We start from the raw sequence: 25,448 nt of genomic DNA on the forward strand, positions 1-25,448 counted from the left end.
CTAAATGTTTAATAACTCAGGCATATATGTGGCTTTGATTGAAAACATCAAGGGCAAAGAATCTTGTTTGTCTTTTAATACATATTGATCGGGTCCATATTCAACTAAATTTGGAAAGCAATTAAAACTGGAATAGGGAAATTCATTTAAATACTCAATTAAAAGACCAGCTTGTCTAAGCGAACAAATAATTTCACTCATGGAGTGCGGCCATTCATAGGCCGAATGAATAAATTTCTCATTCGTATCTGCATAACTTCCACTTTCAACTGAACAGATAGAATTACCTTTATAAAAATAAGGTTCAGAAAACTCAGTCCATTCACTATTTAACATATTTATAAATGGGTGAAATTCTATTATGTAAAAAGTGCCTCCTGGCTTTAAAAAATGTGCTATTGTTTTTCCCCAAGTATTTAAATTATGCAGCCATGTAAGAACTCCATAGGAAGTATAAACAATATCAAATTTTTGCTCTAATAACATAGGAAGCTCAAAAATATCAGAACAGATAAAGTGTGCTGGGATATTTAATTGGTCACTTAATTCTTTTGCAAGTTTTATTCCCTCATCTGAAAAATCGACTCCAGTTACTTTAGCGCCTTTATTTGCCCATGATAATGTGTCAAGACCAAAATGACACTGCAAATGGAGTAATGTTTTGCCATGTACAGATCCCATTTCTTTTATTTCTATATTTTTAAGAGAATTTTTGTTAGATTTAAATCCTTCAAGATCATAGAAAGTTGACTTAGCATTAATTTTTGTCCAACTATTCCATAAAGAACGATTATTTTTAAGTAGATCTTCTTTTGTTAAAAAATTTGTAGTCATTCCAGATCCTCTTTTAAGATATTATCAATTTGTTTATTCTTAATTTCTAAAGATTGTTGCCAAAAATTAATTTTTTCTTGTAGCCAAAATCCATCTTCTCTGTGCCGCTGAACAGCATTTAATCTTTGTTTATTAACAGAAAACTGGGATGATCCTCCACCGAAATCAAAGTCATCAATTCGGCAGTTTTCTGGAAGAAGTTTCGAAATGGCTTCTAAAGGATTTTGCTTTGAATCGAGTGCTTTTTGAATTGTCTCACCTACTTTAAAATGGGACTCACGAAATGGTAATCCTAACTTTACTAATTTTTCTGCTATTGCAAGTGAAATTGTGAGTCCATTTTGGCTACTCCGCATCATGTTTTCATCATTTGGTTTTGCATTTTTTATAATAAGCTCGAGAAGCTGCATAGACTCAATAATTTCTATAAATCCTCTTTCAAAATCGACTAAAGATTCTGTTCCTACTTCGACGGAATTCGAAAAAGGAGTTTTGTGAGTAATTGCTAAACTTGACATTAATATTCCGCTCGGAATGATAGATTTACCTTTAATTTTTTCCAGTAAAAATGGATTCTTTTTTTGTGGCATCATTGAAGATCCCCCACAAAGCTCATCTGGAAGATCAAAAAAACAAAATTCTTGAGTTGTCCAGAGTTGAAAATCTTGAGCAATACGGCTTAATATCGTCCCCATTATACTCAAGACGGACAAAAGGTTGAGAGCTAAATCACGATTTGCAACAGCATCTAGGGAATTGACAAATGAAGTTTTGAAACCTAAATATTTGGCAGTTATACTTGTATCTATTGGAAAACTTGTACCACAACCCGCACCCGCACCTAATGGGCATTCCATAAGATTATCAAAACATGCTTTCAATTTGTTCTGTTCTTTTGTTAAAGATTCTTCTATTGCTAAGAGATAAAATGCATAAGAGCCTTCAAAAGCAGGTTGAAATTGACTGTATATTGGCATCTTTAAAAAATTATAAGAATGAGACTGTAGTAAAATGCAGTTACGCAATCTCCAACATGCGCTGTATAAATTTTCAAAATATTCTCGTGCATTTAATTTAAAAAGAGTTGCATTCATATCATTTCGGGAGCGGCCTGTATGGATCACTCCGCCTATTTTCATACCAAGTTTTTCGATCATTATATTCTCATATAGAAGGTATGACCCTCGCAATGCATCTTTATTCATAAATTCTGAAAATTTGCTCTGTCTAAATAATTTTATTTGTCGCAAAATTTTATCTGTTATTTTCTTTGAAATGATTTTCTTTTCAAAAAGCATTAAAATATGTGCTTCATCAATATTTGCAATATTTTCTAGTTCCTTTAAAAAATTATATTTATTTTTCTTTTTTAGAACTATTGCTTGTGCATCTGAATGAATTGTTTTTCCAATGCGACCTGTGCTTTGATTTAAAGCAATTTTTTCATCCATGTCCTCAATATGAATTTTAATTTTTTCCAGATTATTATTTACCTTTAATCTAGATTCATAAATAGTATCTCCAGAAGAAATTAAATAGCCAATACGATCTCTAAAATCGCCAAACTGAGAGCATATATCACCAATTTTTTTTGCTAAATAATAGTTATCTAAATTTTCCAACGTGGAAAAACCATCAATTTTTGCAATGACGCCTGCTTTATCTGGAATTAAGAAACGTATAGATGAATATCTCTTTGACTTAAAACTAAGATCAAATTTCTTTCCGCAATATAAATCTAAGAGTATGTCTATTAGATCAATACCATTGGATTTTTTAATGAGTTCTGGAATCATTCCACCTGCGAGTCTAGGGTTTATTTCAATAATATAAGGAGTATTATTGTGCACACGCAATTCAATATGTGCAGCACCAAAATTAAAGTTTACTGCATTCAATGACCGTAAAACAATCTCTTTAATTTTTAGGGCTATATCTTCTTTTAATTCTGCTGGAAAATCATGACCCGTCTCCACAAAAAATGGTTTTTCTCCCAAATATTTTTGTGTAATGCCTAAAATTTCAAAATTTTTATCCGTCTTTAAGACTTCAACAGAATACTCTTGACCTTCAATATATTGTTGAACGAGTATTTTTGTTTCAATCGCGTTACCCCGTTCATTTTCTCTAAGATTTAAAAGTTGATTCGAATGTTTCAATAATTCATTAACATTCTTGCAAAGTTTAACTCCAATACTCCCACTTCCAGCGGCAGGTTTAACTATTACTGGGAAATTTATCTTCTCTTGGATGGATATAAGTTCATTTTGATTTTTAATAAGAAATGTAAACGGAATTGGAATATCAAATTTAGTAAGAATTCCTGCGAGAATATCTTTATTCCGACAATTGTGAATTGCCTGTGCAGAATTACATGGCAATGAAAACGTGTCTGCTATTCTTGCAGCTATTTCTATGAAATACTCAGAACTTGAAAATACGCCAACAATATTTTTTTCATTTTCGAGTGCTTTTAAAATAGAATCTTTATTAGATGTGTCCAATATAATTGGTGATATAAGATATTTATTTAAGAAAGAATACTTATATGGATCTGCTGCTAAAAATAAGACTTGATAATTTTTTTCAAGAGCTTTTTGAATAAATAACTCACCTGTGCCTGTCGTATTACTTTCAATAAAAACAATTTTTTCAATTTCCATTTTTAACTTCCATAATTTCTTTATATGTTCTTCTATTCCAATTTAAGTAAGTCCATTTATTATTGACTTCAGAAGGATCCATAACTTTCAAAGGTGAAGATGAAATTTCTTTATCGAAAAACGACATTTCTTTGAGATATTGATTGTTATACACTGAAGATAAATATCTATGTCCTGTGTCGGGGGCGATAAAAACAACTTTTTCATCCTTATTTTGATGGCTAACCCACTTTGCAACATGATAAGCAGCACCACTAGTTGGTCCGTGAAAGCTTGAGTAGAGTGAATGCAATTTACGCGTTTGCAAATAGGCATCACATGCAGATACCCAATGTACTTCATCAAAAAGACAATGCTCTAAATTTTGTGGCATCAGAGAATTTCCCAATCCACGTAATATTCTTTTTTCATTAATTAAACCAAATAATACGCTGCCAAATGTATCAACACCCACTAATCGATTGAATGGATTATTTTCTCTTAAGCATTTAATTGTCCCACAAGTCGATCCTCCCGATCCAACTGAACCAACCAATGTTAAGTTATTCCCCAATTGCTTAATTAAGTATTCAGCAAAAATAGTATAAGCTGTCTGATTTTCTGGATTGTTATATTGCTGAGGCCAAAAACTTTGAGGATTGTTTGCGAGATACTCTTTAAGAGTATTTAAACGAAATATTTGAGGATTTTCTGAACTCAAGGTTTGAGAGAGAATTTGGACATAACCACCTAAATCTTCTAGTCTTCTTTTTAAATCATCATCTATTGCTTGATCGCTTATAATGCGAAATGGCAGCCCCATTTCTGCGCAGATTATTCCTAATCCCAGAGCATATGTTCCACTTGAAGTTTCAATGATCGGATATTTAGGATTGATTCTTTTTTCTGCAAGTGCTTTTTCTATCACATATTTTGCTGGCATAAGTTTCATGAGTTGAAATGAAGCCATAAATAAGTTTTTTTCTATTTGAATAATATTGGGTAAAAGAATTGAATCTGAATAGGATTTATAAATTTTTCCATGATTATAAAGATGAAAATTCTTAAAATTATTTTCACTTCCCACATTTAAGCAATCTATTTGGAATGCTTGTGCAACTGACATGAAGTTATTCCTCATTTTTTTAAATTATATTCGCAAATTAATTCTTTCCCTAATAATTTTTCGCTCATCATTTTTTCAAGACCAAGAATTGTAGGAGTTTTATAGAAATTACAGAGTGGAATTTTTATTTGATATTTATTTGCCAATAAGGATAGCATTTGAATTACTTTTAAAGACTGCCCACCCAAATTAAAAAAATCATCACTTACACCGATTGAATCAATCTTCAAAACATTTTTCCAAATTTCCGATATTTCTTTTTGCATTTTCGTTTTAGCTGGGTCTAAATGGAAATTCTTTTCAGTTATATTATTAACCAATGCGCTTTCATTGATTTTACCATTCTCAAATAAAGGCATTTCTGCAATAAAAATGTAATGATCTGGAACCATATATGAAGGTAAAGTTTGATTTAATAAGTGTTTAATTTGATTTCCATTAATTTTTGGCCAGAGAGCATTTTCATTATTTGTAAAAAAATGTTCAACCCAAACTGCAGGATCATAATAAGTTACAGAGTTATCTGAAAAATCAACCACTGCCTCTTGTAAGGTCTCTGGTAAATGAATAGGACCTGAATTCATAATATGAAATTGAGTCCAGCTTTCCCATTCATCAATTCTAGCTTTTATAAATTGTGAATTCAGATCTATTTTTAATATTTTACCACCAATTCGCTCGTGCATTCGAAACCAATTGTCTTTAAGCTGTCCATCTTCTCTACGCAGAGAGCACCAGTCAGTAAATTTTATTTCGGGAAATTGAGCTTTGCCTGTTGGTCGAACTGCAACTAATATTTTTTCCAATTCATTTGCTTGCGCAATTATTTTAAATAATTTTAAGATTTCACTACTCAACCCTCTTGATTGATAGGGTTTTGCAACTATACCCGCTAATATAAGCAATGTATTCGATTCAGTTTGAGTTTCCTTAAACGCACTTTCTAGAGCACCGTCCCAGCCATTCGGCAAATTTTTGCATGTCCCATCCCAATAAATGGGAATTGAGTTACCGATTGCAGCAATTTCATCTTTTTCATCCACGATTAATATTTGATACTCAGAAAATTCAGAATAAATTTTAGGCCATAGGTCAACGAGGATTGCACTTCCTTCAAAATACTTTGGCCAGGATTGAGCATGAATTATATTGAGTTTCCTCAGCAATTCAGGACGTTGTGCTAAGGTATATATTCTATAATTTGAGTTATTTATGTTAACTTTATTAATTTCATCTTTTATTTCAATGTATGCTGAAATAATTTCATCAGTATATACTTTAACAACAGAGTTTTTAATATAAGGAATTTTTAATATAGCATTGTTAATTTCTTCTAGTTCAACTCTATTTCCTCTTACTTTTACTTGTTTATCAATTCTTCCTAAATAATAAATATTCCCATCGTCGGCAATTTTTCCTAAATCACCCGATTTATATAATCGATAAATTTTACCATCAATTTCTTTCTCAATAATTGCCTGCTGCGTTTTTTTATGCTCATTTAAATACCCTTTCATTATTCCTGGGGAATGTATATAAATTTCTCCAACCACACCTTGAGGAACTAGATTTAAATAAGGATCGAGAATAAAAATTTTAACATTCCCAATTGGCTTACCTATAGGTACGACGTCACCATAAAATGATTGCGAACAATCAAAAATGGTAGCATCAACTGTAATTTCAGTAGGTCCATAATGATTCATCAATTGGCATTGATATTTTGCAAAAAATTTATCTCTTATTATTTTGGATAATTGTGCTCCTCCGGATAAAACGAGTCGCAAATAATTAGAATTAATATTTGCCTCTATCAGGGCATCAAGCATAATCGGTACACATTGTAAAATGCTAATTTGCTTTTCTGTTATTAATTTAGCAATTGCATATGGATCTTTATTTTTTTCAAAGTTAGGTATGATTAATTCTCCGCCAAAAGAAAGTGGCCAGAAAATATCTATAATAGATGCATCAAAAGTATAGGGTGTTATCATTAATATTTTATCAAGCTGATTCAAATTATATCGTCTTTGTGTATCTTGAATTAAATTCACAATGCCATCATTTTGAATTGGAATTCCTTTGGGTAATCCTGTTGTGCCAGAAGTATATATAATATATATTAATATATCCTGCTTTAATTCTCTATAAATAAATTCTGAACTAAAATTTTTGATTTTATTTTTTAATTCACACATATTTAAAATTAAACCGCTAAAGGACAAACTTTCATGTGAAAATCCAGAGTCAATTATTAAAAATTTTGCTTTTGAATGTTCTAAAATACTTTCGGTACGAGCCAAAGGATTTTCAATTGAAATTGGGACATAATGGGCGGACAACTTTAAAATTGCTAAAAGGCTCACTACCATCTGGATTGATGGCTTCATGGAGAGAGCGACAGTGTCTTCAGCCTGTATTCCGCTTTGTATTAAGAAATTTGCTAATTTATTTGAAGAATTATGTAATTCCTTATATGTGATTGAATTCTTTTCTTCAGAAATTGCAATACTCTCAGGCGAGCGTTTTAACTGTTTCTCAAGTAATTGAACAATATTATTTTTTTCATAATTTATATTTGTATTATTTATGCTATCAATTAAATACTTTCTTTTTTCATCTGAAAAAATTGAATATTCTGTGAGGAGCAAACGTGGATTTTTGATCACCTCATCAACAATATAAACCATATCCTCAAGCATTCTTTCGATGGAGCATTTTTTAAAAAGATCTGTATTATAAATGCAATTAAAAGCAATATCACTTCCCCACTGATCAACAACGAGCGTTAAGTCAAAGCGAGCTGCGTTTGCTTCTGCTCCATATAGATTTTTTAAGAACCTTTCTGCTCCATGAAATTGTGTCGCTTCATAGGCTTGTGTTTTATTATTTTGCACACCATACATGACTGAAAATAATTTAGGGCGGGAGAGATCTTTAACATGATTCAATTCTTCTATCACAAGATTGCATGGATAATAATGATGTTCAAAAGCTAAAAGTGACTTTTCTTTTATTTGAAATAATAAACTTTCAAATGTCATTTCTTCATCAATTTGGCAGCGAATTGGGAGAGGCGTTGCAAAAAGGCCAAGAATTAATTTGAAATCATCATGATCTCTTCCTGCGATAGGACTGCCAATGACAATATCCTTTTGTCCCGTAGTTCTAAAAAAATATAAATCTATAATCGACATCATAAACATAAATAATGTTACATTATTATTTTCTATAAAGTTATTTATTTTACGGATACTGTTGCGCGGTATCCATGTTGATATTGAGTTTCCATTATAAGTCTGCATGGAAGGTCTTGAAAAATCTGTCTGAAGATTGAGGGCGGGTGGTAAGGTTTTAAATTCTTTCATCCAATACTCTTTATGTTTTACGAATTTACCAGATTGAATAGATTCATTGATCCATTGAGAGTAGTCAAAATAATTTAATTTTATTTCAGGTAAATCAGGAATTTCATTTTTTAAATATGCATTATAAATTGAAGATAATTCATTAAAAAGATTTATGGTGCTAGTTTCATCCCATATTATATGGTGTATTACAAATATAAGTTGAAAAGTTTTATCAGGGTATTCTGCAATTTTTAATACAAATAAAGGTCCATTCTCAAAATCAAAAGCTTTATTGCTATATTTACAAGCTAAATTATTTGCGATTGAGTCCAAGTTCTCAACATCTATTTGTGTATTGTCTATTAATATCTCATTTTTTTGTAAGACCAATTTGTTTAGTAATTTTTGAACAGGTTTGCCATCAATATAATCAAAATAAATTCTAAAATTTAAGTGCCTATCTAAAATACATTGCCATGATTTTATAAATATATCCACATTTATATTTCTAAAAAAAAGATCATTAAAGCTAATATTATATACGGGACTCGTTCTATCAATTTGATAAGAATACCATTCAGGAATCTGACATGGAGCAAGATCGTAATATTTCATATAAGGATACGATTTAACTGATGATGTTTCTAGAATATCAAGCTCTTTATCGATCTTAAGTATTGACTGCCCTAAAGATTCTATAGTTGGAAATTCAAATAATTTTTTTAGCTCAATTTTTACATTTAATTCTTTTTGCAGTTTAATAATAACTTCAGCTGCAAGCAAAGAATGTCCACCTATTTTAAAGAAATTATCATATATACCAATTTTTTCTCGGCCTAATACTTTTGTCCAAACTTCTGAAATTTTAGTTTCAAGTGAATTCCGAGGAGGAACATATTTTTGCTCTTGAATAAAGTCTTGTTCTGAGGGGGTAGGTAATTTTTTCCGATCCACTTTTCCATTGCTCGATAAAGGAAAATCATCCATTATGATATATGCTTCTGGTACCATATATTCCACTAAATTATTAATACAAAATTGTTTGATATCGAATATAGTGGGAGCAGGAAATTTTTTTGGAATAATATATGCACTCAAATAATAATTATTATTAGTATTGTTTTTGTTTGCTAAAACAACACAACTCGCAATATTATGGTGTTCGCTTAACTTAGCTTCTATCTCTCCAACCTCAATTCTGAATCCACGAATTTTAACTTGAAAATCAGAACGACCTAAAAACTCTATTGAGCCATCAAAATGCCTTCGAGCAATGTCACCTGTTTTATAAAGCCTTTCTCCCAAAGTTTTTGCAAATGGGTTTGGTAGAAAGCTCGAAGCTGTTTTTTGAGGATCGTTTAAATAGCCTCGACCGACACCAAAACCGGCAAAGTATATTTCGCCGCGTACGCCATATGGAACGGCTTCAAGCTTTTCATCTAAAATAAATGTCTGTTGATTGGGCAAAGGCAATTTAACTGGCATGTAAGGCATTTGCGTGTTTGGAGGGTTTATAAAGTGTAAATGATGAGAATCATCAGAGCATTCAGTTGCCCCATATGCGTTTACAAAAATAATATCTGAATTTAATTTAAACCACCTTTGACATTGCTCTAAAGTAAGAGGCTCTCCATTTGTGATATAAATCCTCAGCGGTTTGAGCTGAGACTTATGGTTACTCTCCAATGCATCTAATATAACCTTAGTATGGGAAGGCACTGATTCAAGAATTGTTACCTTTTCTTCATTTATTTTATTTATCAAAAGGTTTGGTTCCCAAGCGGAATTTCCTGTGAAAATTGCTGTTCTTCCACCGACTAGAAGAGGGCAGATAAATTGCCAAATAGAAACATCAAAGGTTTGTACTGCAATCTGTCCAATGACATCATTTTGATCAATTTTTAAATCACTAATTTTTCCAAATAAGTGATTCACCATTCCTTTATGTTCAAGCATCGCACCTTTTGGTTTACCAGTAGAACCTGAGGTAAAAATTAAATATGCTAAATTATTTGGGACAGATAAATTTTTGGGCGATTCTTTTGGATAAATTTTATCAAATGAATTTTTTAAATTAATTATTTTTTCATTTGAATTAAATAATTTATTAGCGTTATCAAAAAGGGTATTTGTAGTGATGATAAAATGTGGTTTACACTGTTCAACGATCTCATATGCTCTTTTGTCATTTGCTCCTGGCTCCAAAGGAACAAATGCAGCGCCAGCTTTTAATACACCTAACATACTTATTAAATAATCAAATCCGCGATCAAGATACAACGCAATCCTGTCTTCAATTTGTGAGCCCATGCTTTTTAAGTAATGCGCTAATTGATTTGATTTTTCTTGTAGTGCTAGATAAGTTAGGTTGGATCCATCACAACTTGCAGCTATTCGATAAGGCGTTTTATTTACTTGCTCGTCAAATAATTCATGCACACATTTTTGAAGAGGAAATTCTTTTTCTGATATATTATATATATTTATCAAGTCACTTTTTTCATTTTCTCTTAGAATTTCATAACTATCGATATTTAAATCTGAGTTCAGACAGATATTTTTTAGGAGAGTAACATAATTATTTACAAATTGATCCATATATTTTTTTGTAAATAGATCGGTATTAAATTCTACAACACCATAAAGATCGCTCTCACGACTTTGTAAAGTTAATGTGATGTCAAATTTTGCAAGGTTCAAATCTTGTTCGATTAAACTAATTTCTAAATTGTTCAAAGAGAAATTTTCTATAGCATCATTTTGCAGCTCAAACATAACTTGGAAAAGGGGAGAATGGCTCAAACTGCGTTCAGGTTGAACTTCTTTAACTAGAAGTTCAAATGGGAGATCTTGATTTTCATATGCACCTATGGTCATTGCCCTTGTCTTTTTTAATAAATCAGTAAAACTATCGTGCTTATCAAGCTTCAATCTTAAGGCGATCGTATTTACAAAAAATCCTATTAAATTTTCTAAATCTTTATGGTTTCTATTTGCTATTGTGGTCCCTACTGTGATGTCTCTTTGCTTAGTATAATTCATGAGCAATATATAAAAAGCAGTAAGCGTCACCATAAAGAGAGTTGATGAATTGTTATTAGCAATTTTTATTAATTCCTTTTCAAGATTCTTTTCAATAATAAATGAAAAAGATTGTCCTCTATATGTTTGAATTGATGGTCGAACAAATTCAGTTGGTAAGTCTAAGACCGGAGGTAAATCATGCAAATGATTTTTCCAATAAGCTAAAAGTTCATTTAGCTTTTGCCCAGTCAGCGTATCATGTTGCCAAACTGAGAAATCTGCGTATTGAATACTCAAGTCGGGCAATGTATATTTTTCTGATTTTATAATCCCATTATATATTTTTGATAATTCATTGCAGATAACACCAGTTGACCAGCCATCTGAAATAATATGATGAATAGTCATTAATAATACATAATAATTTTCGGATATTTTTAATAATAGAAGGCGCAAAAGCATATCATTTTCAAGATTAAATGGCCTGTGAATTTCATCGATTGAAATCTGTTTTAAATTTGATTCAAATATGTTTTCTGGATGAAGTTGAATCACTTTTTTAGGGCTTATAACTTGATAAGGAATACCATTTTCTTCTTTAAAGTTTGTCCTAAGGATTTCATGCCGTTCTATAATCGCATTAAAACTGGCGTTGAGAGCTTCTATGTTTAAATTGCCCTTTAAACGCAGGAAAAAAGGGATATTATATAATGCGGAATTTTCTTGCATTTTACCAATAAACCACAATCTTTTTTGGGCAAAAGAAAGTTGAAACTTGTTTTCTGAACGATTTATTTTGGGTATTTCATTTGATAAAACAGGATTTTTATTGTTTTCTAAATTTTTTATAGATTGTAATTTTTTAATCAATTCTGCTTTTTGCTCTGGACTTAGAGAATCAAATTTACTCTTATTCATAGATATTTTAACACTTTCTTCTAAATGTTTTATTTTATAAATCTTCGATTAATTTATTTAATAATTCTTCATCTATTTCAGTCAGTTTTTTTTGCAGCACAATTTCAGCAATTTTTATTGTGGTTGGATTTTCAAATAAATTTTGTAACGAAAATTCAATTTTGAAATTATCTCTAATTTGCGAAGTCAATTTTGTTGCCAAAAGAGAATGACCTCCGAGTTCAAAAAAATTGTCTGTTATTCCTATTCCTTTAATTCCTAGGAGGGACTCTAATATTTGAATAATATTAATTTCTATTTCATTACGAGGAGCTACATATTGATTAAATAAATTGGGTCGACTGTGGTTAGCATCAAGATTTTTTTCACTAATTTGATCTACTTTATTTATAGGATTTTCCCATTTCTCGATACGCTCATCAAGATCATGGGTTGAGACGATGATTCTTCCTAAATATCCTGACGTCATAATATCTAAGAAAATTTGGCATCCTTCTTCCTTTGAAATGGTTAACTCAATTAATTTTTCTTCAAAATGGGACAAATTTTTATCTGAGAAATACCAAGCATCCCAGTTTATTGAAAGCAAAGGTGTGTTTAAATAATAACATTTATTCATAAGAACAAATTCATCTATATATATATTTGCTGCAGCATAAGCAGCATGCCCCAGACCAGCCAAAATTGAAGAAATAGATGAAAACAAGCAGCAAAAATCAAATGTTTTTAAACTTAATATTTTTTCGAGAACTTTTACACCCTCTACTTTTGTTTCAAAATGACTTTGAATAGCAGTTTCATCTAGATTTTCGATAATTTTAAATGAGTCTTCATTTAAATTTCCAGCTGCATGAATAATTCCATTGATAGTCCCAAAAGTGGCTTCAGCTTGAGTAAATGCATTCTTCATTTCGATATAATTTGCAACATTTGCCTGCAATACAAGTATATCGATTCCCTCATCTTTTAATCTTCTGAGAACTTTTATTTTGTTCAATAAAGTATTTGAAGTATCATTGCATTCAGTAATCTTATGCCAATTTTCTTCCTTTGGAAATTCTGTTTTAGAAATTAGTATGATTTTTGCATTAAATTTTTTACCAAGGGTTTCTGCTAAAGATAAACCAATTTTACCAACACCACCTGTTATTAAGTATACTCCACCTGATTTTAAATGATGACTGATGTTTTGATTCTTCGGTAATTTAATCTTATCAAAATGTGGTATCCAGACAATATTATTCCGATACGCTTTAATATTATTCAATTTTTCAGATGAAAATTCTTTATTTATAATTGGAATTATATGATTTATATTGTTATTTAAATCATCAAAATCTAAATGCAAGTAATTCATATTTGAATATTCTTGCACAGCAGCTTTTAGAATTCCTACGAAAAGTGATTTGTCATAACTAAGATTCTTCTCGAGCCCATTTACAAAATATGCTTGCTCTGTTACGCAGGTAAGTTGAGTTTTATTATAAATTTTACATTTATTTAGGGATTTTATCATATTTAAAATATAATTAATATTAATATTTTTAAAAATAAAAACAACTCTTAATACATCATTTCGTTCTAAATTAAGCTGTTTTAGAAGAGTTTCGCATTGACTCGCTTGCGAAAAATCTAGTGCGTATAAATACGCTTCTTGCTGTGCAAAATGCTCACTTTGTACAGCAAAAAAAGAGTCTCTATTGTTACCAGTTAAATTTTTTAATTCTTTTAAATATTCATTATTAAGAAAGAATAAGTATTTAATATTTTTCTTTTCTTCAATTTTATTTGCAGGTATTTCTTCAAAAGACCGACTATTCCATTCCTTTCCATACAACCAATCTACAGATTCTTTGCGAATATTTGTGCTCTCAGTTTTATCAATCCAAAATCTTTTTCTCTGAAATGGATAAGTTGGTAAAGGAATACGTCTTCGCTGTTCACGATTATAGATATTTTCCCATTTTATGGCGACACCATTCAGCCACAGTTTTCCGATAGTTTCCAAAAAAGTAAGCGAACTTGATTTATCTTCTTTTGCATGTGGGATAGTGTTTAGTGTAATAACATCTGAATTAAATGAACTTTTTAGCATATTCATCAACGACCGGCCAGGACCAACTTCAATAAAAATTTTCATATCGTTTTGAATTAACGTTGTAAGACCATCATAAAACCTTACTGTTTTTAGAATATGCTGTGCCCAATAATCCAAATTTATTGCTTCTTCATCAGATATCCAGTTGCCTGATATATTTGAAATAAAGCGTATTTTAGGCAAATTAAATTGAAGTGTTTTTAAAACTTCTTTAAATTTTGGCAGCATTTTTTCCATTTGTTGAGAGTGAAAAGCATGAGAAGTATTTAACATTTTTGTTTCAATATTCTGAGCTGAAAGTATCTTTTGCAAATGCTCTATAGCTTTATTAGAACCAGAAACGACACATGCGTTTTTACTATTCACTGCAGCTAATGAGAGGTCATTTTCTAAATAATTTTTTAATTCATTTTCATTCATTGCGACGGAAAGCATTTTTCCATTTTCTAATTCCTGCATGTATTTTCCGCGCAAGCAAACAATTTTAAGCGCATCTTGTAAACTAAATACTTCAGCAATACAGGCTGCAACATATTCACCAATACTGTGCCCAATCATTGCGTCTGGTTTTATACCAAAATGTAGCAAAAGTTTTGCTAAACAATATTCAATTGTAAATAAAGCTGGCTGTGTTACAAATGTTTGATGCAAAATTTCATTTTTATCAAGACTCTCAGAAAATAAAATATTTGTAATGTTTAAATTTAAATACTTTTCAATAAACAAGCTACAAGTTTCAAAATTTTCTCTAAATATTTTTTCTTCATTATATAAGTTATAAGCCATATTTATATATTGAGTCCCTTGCCCTGGGAACATAAATGCGAGATCTATTTTATGTTGTGGCGTTTTATTGGAATAAATATATGTATTATTTTGATTTAAGATTTTATCAATACATTCTTTTCTGTCAGTTGCAATAAAAAAACTTCTAAATTTATATTCATTACGACCCATTTGCAAGGTATAAGCTATATCCGCAATATTTTCTTCATTTTTAGTTAAATAATTTGCTAAATTTAAATTTGTCTCTCTCAAAGCTTCTTCTGATTTTGCAGAAGTAATAAATATATGTTGGAAAAGAAATGATTCACTGCTATTTTTTGTTGGAGCTTCTTCAACTATGACATGTGCATTTGTTCCACCAATCCCAAAAGAACTCACGCCTGCTCTTCGAGGGAGAAAGCAATTATCCCAATCTTTCAATTTTTTATTTATATAAAATCCAGAGTTATTTAAATCAATTTTGGGGTTTGGTTTCTTAAAATGAATATTTGGTGGTATTTTTTTATTTTTTAATGATAAAATAACTTTGATCAGTCCTGCAATACCAGACGCTGTATTCAAATGACCTATATTTGTTTTAACTGACCCAATTCCACAATCGATATGATTTATTTTTTTACTTTCAAATGCCTCTTTGAGAGCACTGATTTCAATTGGATCTCCTAAGAGAGTGCCTGTGCCATGAGCCTCTACGTAAGAAATATGATCCGATGGTATATTTGCTATTTCAAGAGCATCTGCAATGACGCGTGCTTGCCCCTGCGGACTGGGCGCAGTGTATCCAATCTTTTCCGATCCATCATTGTTGGCTGCGCTTGAGCGAATGATACAATGAATTGTGTCATTGTCGGCGAGAGCTTCTTCTAAACGTTTTAGGACAATGATTCCGATTCCATTGCCCTCTACGGTCCCTTGGGCATTTTCATCAAAAGGTTTGCAATGACCATCAGGTGAAAGAATGCTTCCCTCTTGATATATATATCCTTCATCTTGTGTGACATTGATGGAAACACCGCCAGCCAAAGAGATATCGCTTTCAAAATTTAGAAGGCTTCTACACGCTTGATGAACCGCAATCAATGAAGTTGAACAGGTAGTGTTCACATCAATACTTGGTCCTGTTAAGTTAAGTTTATATGAAACAACTGTCGAGACTGAATCATTCCCATTTGAAATTTGTAATAATCCATGTGTGTTTATTAAATCTTTTCTTGGCAGAATATTAAAAAGTAAGTATGAACTTATAGCAGAACCCAAGTAAACTGATATTTTACCTTTGTATTTATTACTTACATAACCACTGTGCTCAAGAGCATTGACGGCACATTCTAGCACCAATCTTTGCTGAGGATCCATTATTTCTGCTTCTCTTGGAGAAAACCCAAAGTACTCTGCATCAAAATAATCAATTCCATTTAAGAATCCATATGCATTTATATGATTTTTATTTTTAGTTTTGAGTCCTTCTATTTTTCTTATGGATTCTTTTCCTTGCGAAAGATTATGCCAAAACTCCTCAATATTTTCTGCTTCTGGAAATCTTCCACTCAAGCCAATGACTGCAATTGATCCTACATATTCATCTAAATCAAGATTTGACATGCGATTTCCTTATATTCATAGAATTTCTTTGATTTTGGATAGCTTGACGTTGTTTTTGTGCAGAATTAATCATATATTCATCGATATTTGATTTTTTAAATTGGGAATTTAAATATTGAGACAAACTTTTCACTGTAGGATAATTAAAAAGCGTTATTACGTCCAGTTTATTTTTTATAAGATCTTCTATTTTTTTATGAACGGATAATATCATTAAAGAATGAGCTCCAAGATCAAAAAAGTTTTCTTCAATGCTTATTTCCTTTACACCTAGTGCTTCTTGCCAGATTTGAGCTATTTGTTTTTCAAAATCGCTTCTAGGTTTAAGTACATTGCTATTTTGACTCATTTTGTATTGCATTTTTCTAAGCTGATCTTTGTCAACCTTTCCATTTTTATTTAGTGGAATATCATCTAAAAATACATAATAGGTAGGAATCATATAATCAGGTAAATAATTTTTTAAAATCTCTCTAATATCTTTATCTGTAAAATTTCTTTGATTGTGATTGACAATGTATGCGATTAATAAATTTTCATTGCTGTTATTTTTTTCTGCTAAAACCACTGCATTTAATACATTTAAATACTTGACAATAACATTTTCAATTTCACCTAACTCTATGCGATAGCCGCGAATCTTAATTTGTTCATCTATTCTTCCAACAAATTCAATTTGTCCATTAATTAAACGGCGAGCAAGATCTCCTGTGCGATAAAGCCGGTTACACTCATCCGGGTTAAATGGATTTGGTATAAATCTTTCCGCAGTCAAATCAGGTTTATTTAAATAGCAGCGTGCTAAATTTTCTCCAGATATGAGTAGTTCACCAACTTGTCCGAGAGGAAGCAAATTTAAGTATGAGTCTACTATGTACAATTGGCATCCATCAATTGGGGAGCCAATTGGGATTTGAGGATCCGTTAGAGAATTGAATGCATTGTGTGAATATTTCCAAATGGATGAAATGATTGTTCCTTCTGTTGGACCATAGGTATTGATCCATTTTACTTTATCTCTAAAAAATTGATTCCACTTAACAAAGGATAAGTAATTTGCTTGCTCTCCACCGACGATAACAAGGCGAACGGATTCATATGTTTTATATGAATCAAGATGACAAACCCAAGAATGCCAAAATGCAGTCGGCAAGTTTAGAATTGATATTTTATATTTAAAAATAATACTTTGAAAATTTGCAATAGAGATACCAATCTCATGTGGATATAATATTAAAGTTGCACCACTTATCAAAGTCGGAAAAATTTCCTCGATAGATAAATCAAAATTTATTGAGCTTAATTGTAATACCTTATCGCTGTTTGTAATTTCATACTGGTTTTGCACAAATAAACTATGATTGACTAAAGAACTATGATTTATAACTACACCTTTCGGTTTTCCAGTGGAACCTGAAGTGTAAATAACATAAGCTGCGGAGTCTAATAGATTTATTTTATTAACACTTTCTTCTGAATAACTAATAATTTTAAATATGCTATCTTTATCAATAATATAATTTAATTTTGCATCTTGAATTATATATTCAATCCTTTCTTTAGGATACTCTGGGTCAAGAGGAACATATGCTGCTCCTGACTTCAGCACTCCTAAAATCACAATAATTGCTTCGATCGATCTTGATAAATAGACTCCAATGAAATTCTCACACCCTAAATTTTGGCTATTAATAAAATTTGCGACTTGATTTGATCTTTTATCGAGTTCTTCATAAGTAATTTCTTTGTTATTTTCAATTAATGCGATTTTATTCGGATATTTTCTCACAGTTTCAATTATATAATTTGTTACAGGAGTCTTTAATGTATTTCTTTTTTTATTAATATTCCACTCAATTAATTTATTTCTTTCAATCTCAGAAATAATTGGTAACTCATAAATAAGAGAGTCTAAATTTTTTATGACATTATCGTAATAATGTAAAAAAGAATTTTTAAAATTATCAATAAAGTGATCGCTAAATTTTGCAGAATTATATTCAATTTTAAATTCAATCATGTCTGGATGAATTTGATATGCCATACCAATATCATTTTGAATTTTTTTTGCTTCATATTTAATAGATTTTACTTCAATATCTTTTAAATTAAATGAAACTGCCCCTAAAAAAGCTTCAAAGAGATCGACATTGAAAAATTGTTGACCTTTTAATATATTTTTTTTTCTTAATCTTTCTACAATATCTGTCAGTGTGCATCTCTGATGCTGCTTGGATTGTCTGCGTTGATTTGTTAATTCGATTAATAAATTTCTAAATGATTTACTTGGATCAATTGATATTTGAAATAAAATATTATTTACGAAGCAACCAATACAATCTTGATAGCCAGATGGCCTCATATTTACTGGGTAATTTAAAACAACTGATTTTTGTCCAACATATCTTAACAAAAAACTACCAAAAAGTGTTGATAAGAAAATAAATAATGAGGTTCTTTCTGCTTTAATAATTGATTTCAATCTTTGATATTTTTCGCTTTCTAACCGGAAAAAAATGGATTTTGACTCTTTAGTAAGTACATTTTTTTCTTTGAAGTCCAAACTCAATTGACTATCTTTTAAAAGATTTTCCCAATAATCTAAATCTTTCTCTATGTGATATTGAGAATATGTATTCTTTTCATGTTCTATATAATTTGAAAATTGAGGTAAATATAAATGTTCTAAATTTTTTCCATTTATTAAATAAGAGTTATATAAATAAGAAAATATATTAACAAATTTACTTGCTGTAATTGCGTCTGAAATGATGTGATGTATATTTAATACGAGTACGCAGTGGTGCTTATTTATGTGCAATAATCCAAATTTATATAAAGATAGTTTATTTAAGTTAAATGCATAGGAGCTTATTTGTTCGATATATCTATCAATCTTGTCATTAACGTGCTCTTCATTTTCATCTAAATATTTGATTTCTAAATTAAGTGCAACTTTATCTAATATTATTTGACTTAATTTTCCATTTTCTTCTAGTATAAACGATCTACACCCCTCTGCATAATGATTCACATAACTTTCTAATGAGAAAATAATTGCTTCGACATTAATTGAGCCTTTCAAATCAAAAATAATTGGTGTATTGTATGCAATATTATGAGGGTTCAATTTCCATTCAAGCCAAAAACGCTTTTGATAGTATGAAAGCTCTATTATTCTCATAAGAATCCCCTTAATTAAATAATATAATCAATTTTCTAAAAATACCTATTGCATATTTTTTGAACTATTTAATTAATTTAAAAGTTATTTCCCTGATAAACCTAGATTGATAATTGGATAACTATATTTTTGTATTAAACTATTTTTTTTTTCTCTGCAACAAATGTGACTTAAAGTTTTTATATATAAAGAGCTTAATTTTTTTCAATATTATGCTTTTTACTTGAGCATCTGTACGTTAGCGCAATAGTCATCAGGCTCAAACTACACTCAGACAAGGTCTTTTTGTTCAATAATCTTTATCACATCGAGAACATACGCTTGATGTGATAAAAATGTTTTTATGGCTTGAATCTAGTTTAAGTGACTGATTCGCTCCTAAAGGAGCAAAAATGCGACTTTGATTTGATCAAACGAAAATTGAGCAAAAATTGAGCAAATATTTAAAACATAATAGAAATAAATATAAAAATAAAAAAAATACAAAAAATTATCAAAAAAAGTTGTAATAATAAAAAAAATTGCTATATACCTTTATGTAAAGGATTTATTATAAAAAATTAATTAAATCCTATAAATAAAAAAATAAATACAATAATCATTGATAACATATTATTGTATTTAATAAATTCGTTGATTTTTATAAATTGTATTTTGTTTAAATGGAGTTATTATGAATCAATTTTTGAAAGCAGCATTTGCATCTGTCAGTCTATTAGCAATTACAGGTTGTGGAACTAAAGTCATCGATCAAACAGAAGAAGAAAAATCGTCATTTAAATACAATTTTAAATTGAGTTCTGCAGAAGAGCGAGATCTAAAATACTCAATTGCTATAAGTTTGAACTGTCCGGGTTATAGTTTTAATAAAGAATTAAATAATCGTGATTTGAGTCTCTCGATTCCAAAAGAAACTGTATGCCAAGTCTCAGTGAATAAAATAACTTTAACTGACAAAGAGGAAACGAGCGAATATGTTTCTAATGGGTCTGATAACATAACGTTTGCTATTACATACAATGCCGATAAAGTTAATATTGATTTAATTAGAGTTGGAAAAGTTGGGTATAAAGATCAAACACAAAACTCCCTGCTGCAAATAAATCCTATAGTTAATAAAAATGAAGTCATATTCGAAATTGAAAGAAATAATTTAAATGATATTGATATTTCATTGGAACCAGAATTTCATTTGATTCCAAAGTTCGTTAATTTAGATAAAATAGATATTAATTGCTTATTTGATTTTTCATTAACTAAATTGTCTAACAAAGGAACAATGGATTTATACACCCTGCGTGCTAATTTAACTGAAGAAACAAATAAATTATTTAAAGACAACTGTAAAATTATTTATGAAAATATGCCTAATCAAAGTTCTCAGTTAAGTAATTTTATTGCAAGCAGTAATTTGGAAGATTATTATCTCACCGAAGAAGCTTATAATGCTGCTCCTACTTCCTGTGCATCTGCTGTCGCATTGAATAATTTTGGAAACTGGAATAATTTTTCAGATCAAAAAGTTTATTTTATTTTTAGAACAAGCAAAGATGGTTATAATTCTTACAACACTTTCAGATTTCAAAAAAATTAAAAATATTAGATTTTATGCTTCCTAGGGTGTTTTTTAAGTGTTTTTTTCTATTTTACGGTAAAATTTTCCTATGCCCCATTTTTTGACATTTTAATTTGACTTCTTTGGATTTGTTAAAAATGCAAAGAAAATATTAAAAAAACAATGATGTGATATCACATCATTGTTTTTTTAATATTTGGATGAAAATTTAAAAATATTAGGTTTTTTATTGTTTTCCTAGCGTTAAAACCTTTTTAAATTCATCATACGTAGGTATTTTTTCAAAAGTATCTCTTTTTTTAAAATCAATACCTTTTAAAAAATGTTGCAAAAGATCACCCGCAAGCCACATTCCGAAAATCGGTGGCAAGTAACTGATTGTGCCTAACATAACTCTTTTATGCTGACATGCGCCAAATTCTTTTTCAATTGTTGGGCAGATACAATGCCATTCTGTACCTGGCACAGCTTGTTCTGGATCTATGGGCTCTTCTATTGAAAAGACAGCTCTAATGCCTTCTGAAATGCCAATTTCACGTAATTTTGCTCGTATTTGTTTTGCAAACGGATCGACTCTAGTTTCAGAAATATCTGCACATCGAATTTGCGCTGGATCTAGGCGACTGGCTGAGCCCATTGAGCTCCAAATTGGTATGCCAAGTTTGAGCGAACGTGCCAAGAGATCAACTTTAGGGATCAAAGTGTCTATGCAATCAATCACTGCATCTACGGGTTGTCCTGCCAGACGTTCAGCTTCCTCAAAGATAAAATTTTCTTTATCAGGATGGTGGTGTTCAGCTATGCCAAAATAACCTGCTAACGGATTGATTTTTTTTAATCTCTCAACAAGAAGCTCAACTTTCTTTTTGCCAACAGTATCAGTGAATGCATGGAGCTGTCTGTTTACATTTGTCACGCAGACCTCATCATGGTCAACAATTGTGACTTTACCAATGGCTGAGCGTGCGATGGCTTCAGCAGCAAAGCTGCCTACACCTCCAGCGCCCACAATTAATATATGTAGATTTCTAAAACGTCCTAAACCTTCGCGTCCGACAAGGAGCTCAAGTCTACTAAATCTATGATTGCGAAATGACATTGTGATTCCTTCTGAAGCACTCATTTGGAAAAAACCTGAATCAACTACATAATGTCAAACATAGTATTCTGCCACAAAATTTTTCTCTTTTTTATACAAAAAATTTTATATTTGAATTTATGTGCTTAGATGAACCTTGGACGTATTTTGCAAATTGAATTTTTGTGCAAAGAAATGTTTTAAAGAATTATGAAAATTAAGTTTAAAATCTTAGGTGATTCTTCCTTTTGTGCAGTTGTGGCTTGTCATACTTTTGAAATAGGGAGCAAACGATAGCATTTAATGACATTTTGGGTGCAGCCTGGGGGCTTGCCGTACTGTAGATTCAGGGTAAATAGCTGTTAGGGGTTATGTCGTTTCGTTTTCAGGCAAAGCTGGTAATTCTTTGGATAATGTTGTCCATCCCTTATAAGTGCGGAAAATAATTATAAGAGTCGCTATAACAAAACATGGAGCTGATATTATCCACCCCAAAAAAGGAATAACTCCGAAAACTAAAGCAATGATATAGAACAACGTGGCAAACCAGAAAGTTTGGATTTGCCAACGGAAATGGGAGTCAAGCCAAGTGTATCTTGTTCTATGCCTAAAAATATAATTCATAAATAGTGGTACGAGCAAGAGAGTGCCGGCAGTAAATAAGGATAAAAATTGTATTATATAGACTAATGAAACTATATTTTTATTTGAGTTCAATGCAGGTAAATCAGTACCATTTGAATTGTTTTTGAAAAAATCTTTACGTGACATAATCTTCCTCATTTTGCAAAGCAGACGCGCCGCTATTTCTTGTATATCTTGATTCCTGAGATTTTGAAAGAAGTTCTGCTAAGTCTGACATTTCTACAGAGAGACTGCGGAATGCACCTAATAAACTCCATTTTTCAGCCTGATCTAAGGAGTTTAGGTCTAAATTATCAAGCTGTAATTTAATCTTTTCTAAATTATCTGTAATATTTTTTAATTTTACTTTATTGTTATGGGTGTCTTTCGGTAAAAACTTTTTTTCAAGTTTGTGAGCTACAAGATTTCTGAGCGATTTTACGCTTATAGTTTCGGGCAAAGAAGCAATTACTTGCTGACGATCAGATGAAGGTAAAGGAAGTAAAGCTTTAAAATGTTCAAAACCAAAATCTGTTCGTTGATGTGATGCCACATCAAATTCTTGGGCAACACGTATATACTGATTTGCAGTTGTGTAATTTATATTCAATGTATCTTCACAAAAATTTTTCCAGCCTGTTTTGTTGCCTTCAAAGAACCTGTTTTTCACTTCGGCAATTAATTTTCCTTTTAAGAAAAAGGCTTCAGTTTGAGCATTATCAATTCTATTAAGAAAAGATACATATTCGCTTTGACTCCAATTGTTTCTCTCAGAACGCAAACGATCAAAGTTGTATTGAATTTTAGTTATTGTATATTCATTTTCCTTTTTACTAATTGAATTATTAGAATCTAAATGAATGTCTTCTTGATTTTTATATGGTTCATCATGGTTTGAGTCTCTATTTTCAATTACAGAATCAGAAACGATTTTTTCTGGGAAGGTAACATTGGTAGTATGATCTGGTTCGGTTTTAGTAAATAATCCTCTCAATGCTTTTTTGGGTTTTGCTTGATTCATTTTTGAGTTCCTTTACAAAATATTTTAATTGTTGAGATGATGTGTCGTCACATCAATCTAAATAACGACTGTATCAATTGTAATGTTTTCATTTTTTCTTTGTTCGGATATTTGTATGTTCTGCATGCAGACTTCTTTGCCTAAAGCAATATAGTCAATTGCTCCTGTGCAAGATGGATCATAAGTTAACACAGATTTTCTGGCTTTTGCAGCTTCGGCTAATTTTACATTTTGACGTATGCATGTCTTAAAAATACTATTTTTAAGTTCTTCAATGGAATTAACTTTATCAACAATTTCTCTCGATAACTTTGTTCTGGAATCAAACATAGTCATAACTAAACCAGTGATTTTTAATTTTGGATTTAGCTCTTCTTTTATCAAGGAAATAGTTTCTAACAATAAATTTAAACCATCAAAAGCAAATGGATGTGCTTGCAGGGCAATATGCACTTCATTGGATGCATTGAGTGCATTGATACTTAATAATCCTAAACTAGGTGGGGTGTCGATAATAATAAAGTCATAAAGATTGTGAAGAGGTAAAAGAGCTTTTTTGAGTCGATTTTCCCGCCCAATTTCACCTGCCATTCTACTTTCAAATTCGGATAGTTCAATCGAGCCTGGTGCTATATGCAAGTTTTCATATTGTGTTTCAAGAATAACATCTTCTAAATTAGTTTTTTTTGGTTCAACGATTAATTCAAATATACTTTTTTCAATTTCAGAGAGTTCAATTCCTAAGCCAGAAGTCGCATTGCACTGTGAGTCAAGATCAACAACTAGAACTCTTTGTCCAAGTTTAGCAATTGCAGTTGCAACATTAATGACAGTCGTCGTCTTTCCGCAGCCTCCCTTTTGATTGCAGACTGATATAATTCTTATACTTTTAGGACGCTCATAATTTTTAAATTCTGATTTTGGAATATTTGATTTTGGAATATTTGATTTTGTAGCGCCGACTCTTTTAATTTTTTTATCTGACATAGAGGCTCCTTAAATAAGATAAAATATAGTCACCAATTTGCTGTCTGCTTCTTCAATTCTATTTTATGCTGATTTCTATTGAGGTAGTCCAATGAGAAATGCTCCCTTAATAAATAGTATACTTTGCAAATAAAATTTGTTGTTTTTGTTTATTTGCTCAGATTTAAACGAATATCGTCAAAATTTTGACGTTGCGATATTATCTTAAATTAAAGGATCCCGCATGTTTTACCCAAAAATATTTTCTATTTTAGGATTTTTTGCTGTTGCTCTTGGTGCTTTTGGTGCGCATAGTATAAAAGAAAAAGTTTCTGCTGCATATATGGAAAATTGGAAGACGGCAACACTTTATCTTTTTATTCATGTTCTTGCTGGTTTAATATCATGTTATCTGACTCATAAGAAAAGATCGCAATTATTTTTTTTATTAGGCTGTATTATATTTTCAGGTTCATTATTTTTATTAGTTATATTAAATCTCCCAATACTAGGTGCGGTGACTCCAGTTGGCGGAGTCTGTTTTATGGTAGGTTGGGTCTTTTTGTTTATTGATATAAACATAAAAAAATAATATTTATTTTATGTTTATAAAGTATTA

12 protein-coding genes are annotated in these 25,448 nt (G+C 30.7%); 2 read left to right on the forward strand and 10 right to left on the reverse strand.

What is annotated here, in order from left to right; genetic code table 11:
* From H7355_RS09065 to H7355_RS09090, 6 genes are read right to left on the reverse strand one after another with little or no spacing between them, the layout of a single operon-like run.
* Positions 1-834: a class I SAM-dependent methyltransferase gene (locus H7355_RS09065; RefSeq protein ID WP_186646703.1), complete on the reverse strand. Its 834-nt coding sequence runs from the start codon at positions 832-834 to the stop codon at positions 1-3.
* Positions 831-3,497, reverse strand: coding sequence for a lyase family protein (locus H7355_RS09070; RefSeq protein ID WP_186646705.1), 2,667 nt, complete (start codon positions 3,495-3,497; stop codon positions 831-833). Before H7355_RS09070 ends, H7355_RS09065 begins: the two co-directional genes overlap by 4 nt.
* The gene (locus tag H7355_RS09075) at positions 3,487-4,602 is read right to left on the reverse strand and encodes a pyridoxal-phosphate dependent enzyme (RefSeq protein ID WP_186646707.1); all 1,116 of its coding nucleotides are present in this window, start codon (positions 4,600-4,602) and stop codon (positions 3,487-3,489) included. Before H7355_RS09075 ends, H7355_RS09070 begins: the two co-directional genes overlap by 11 nt.
* An 11-nt stretch (positions 4,603-4,613) precedes the next feature.
* Complete coding sequence (locus tag H7355_RS09080) at positions 4,614-11,894, reverse strand: non-ribosomal peptide synthetase (RefSeq protein WP_186646709.1); 7,281 nt, start codon at positions 11,892-11,894, stop codon at positions 4,614-4,616.
* 34 nt (positions 11,895-11,928) lie between these two features.
* Entirely contained in the window at positions 11,929-16,380 is a 4,452-nt protein-coding gene (locus H7355_RS09085) for a type I polyketide synthase (RefSeq protein ID WP_186646710.1), read from the reverse strand.
* A complete protein-coding gene (locus H7355_RS09090; RefSeq protein WP_186646711.1) occupies positions 16,367-19,564 on the reverse strand; it encodes a non-ribosomal peptide synthetase in 3,198 nt (1,065 codons plus the stop codon). The genes H7355_RS09085 and H7355_RS09090 overlap by 14 nt, the downstream gene beginning before the upstream one ends.
* Positions 19,565-20,237: 673 nt before the next feature.
* On the opposite strand from H7355_RS09090, the gene H7355_RS09095 reads away from it, so the two are divergent.
* The gene (locus tag H7355_RS09095) at positions 20,238-21,158 is read left to right on the forward strand and encodes a hypothetical protein (protein ID WP_186646712.1); all 921 of its coding nucleotides are present in this window, start codon (positions 20,238-20,240) and stop codon (positions 21,156-21,158) included.
* Between the two features lie 208 nt (positions 21,159-21,366).
* Here H7355_RS09095 and H7355_RS09100 read toward each other — a convergent pair whose 3' ends face one another.
* From H7355_RS09100 to H7355_RS09115, 4 genes are all read right to left on the reverse strand, one after another.
* The gene (locus H7355_RS09100; RefSeq protein ID WP_186646713.1) at positions 21,367-22,239 is read right to left on the reverse strand and encodes a tRNA threonylcarbamoyladenosine dehydratase; all 873 of its coding nucleotides are present in this window, start codon (positions 22,237-22,239) and stop codon (positions 21,367-21,369) included.
* Positions 22,240-22,587: 348 nt separating this feature from the next.
* Positions 22,588-22,989, reverse strand: a complete 402-nt coding sequence (locus tag H7355_RS09105) for a DUF4870 family protein (protein ID WP_186646714.1) — start codon at positions 22,987-22,989, stop codon at positions 22,588-22,590.
* Entirely contained in the window at positions 22,979-23,863 is an 885-nt protein-coding gene (locus H7355_RS09110) for a hypothetical protein (protein WP_186646716.1), read from the reverse strand. Before H7355_RS09110 ends, H7355_RS09105 begins: the two co-directional genes overlap by 11 nt.
* 57 nt (positions 23,864-23,920) lie before the next feature.
* Positions 23,921-24,850, reverse strand: coding sequence for a ParA family protein (locus H7355_RS09115; protein WP_186646718.1), 930 nt, complete (start codon positions 24,848-24,850; stop codon positions 23,921-23,923).
* A 223-nt stretch (positions 24,851-25,073) separates the two neighbouring features.
* Here H7355_RS09115 and H7355_RS09120 point away from each other — a divergent pair, with 223 nt between their 5' ends.
* Positions 25,074-25,421 carry a DUF423 domain-containing protein gene (locus tag H7355_RS09120; protein ID WP_186646720.1) on the forward strand — a complete coding sequence of 116 codons (348 nt, stop codon included), beginning with the start codon at positions 25,074-25,076 and terminating at the stop codon, positions 25,419-25,421.
* The last annotated feature ends 27 nt before the right edge of the window (positions 25,422-25,448 follow it).

It is taken from the genome of Fluviispira vulneris (genome assembly GCF_014281055.1).
Lineage (GTDB): Bacteria > Bdellovibrionota_B > Oligoflexia > Silvanigrellales > Silvanigrellaceae > Silvanigrella > Silvanigrella vulneris.

What these genes read in the sequence shown, in the direction of transcription:
- H7355_RS09070 (WP_186646705.1), bottom strand. Translation starts at nt 3,497, where the DNA reads ATGGAAATTGAAAAAATTGTTTTTATTGAAAGTAATACGACAGGCACA.
- H7355_RS09110 (WP_186646716.1), bottom strand. Translation starts at nt 23,863, where the DNA reads ATGAATCAAGCAAAACCCAAAAAAGCATTGAGAGGATTATTTACTAAA.
- H7355_RS09075 (WP_186646707.1), bottom strand. Translation starts at nt 4,602, where the DNA reads ATGTCAGTTGCACAAGCATTCCAAATAGATTGCTTAAATGTGGGAAGT.
- H7355_RS09085 (WP_186646710.1), bottom strand. Translation starts at nt 16,380, where the DNA reads ATGTCAAATCTTGATTTAGATGAATATGTAGGATCAATTGCAGTCATT.
- H7355_RS09120 (WP_186646720.1), top strand. Translation starts at nt 25,074, where the DNA reads ATGTTTTACCCAAAAATATTTTCTATTTTAGGATTTTTTGCTGTTGCT.
- H7355_RS09100 (WP_186646713.1), bottom strand. Translation starts at nt 22,239, where the DNA reads ATGTCATTTCGCAATCATAGATTTAGTAGACTTGAGCTCCTTGTCGGA.
- H7355_RS09095 (WP_186646712.1), top strand. Translation starts at nt 20,238, where the DNA reads ATGAATCAATTTTTGAAAGCAGCATTTGCATCTGTCAGTCTATTAGCA.
- H7355_RS09115 (WP_186646718.1), bottom strand. Translation starts at nt 24,850, where the DNA reads ATGTCAGATAAAAAAATTAAAAGAGTCGGCGCTACAAAATCAAATATT.
- H7355_RS09105 (WP_186646714.1), bottom strand. Translation starts at nt 22,989, where the DNA reads ATGTCACGTAAAGATTTTTTCAAAAACAATTCAAATGGTACTGATTTA.
- H7355_RS09065 (WP_186646703.1), bottom strand. Translation starts at nt 834, where the DNA reads ATGACTACAAATTTTTTAACAAAAGAAGATCTACTTAAAAATAATCGT.
- H7355_RS09090 (WP_186646711.1), bottom strand. Translation starts at nt 19,564, where the DNA reads ATGAGAATAATAGAGCTTTCATACTATCAAAAGCGTTTTTGGCTTGAA.
- H7355_RS09080 (WP_186646709.1), bottom strand. Translation starts at nt 11,894, where the DNA reads ATGAATAAGAGTAAATTTGATTCTCTAAGTCCAGAGCAAAAAGCAGAA.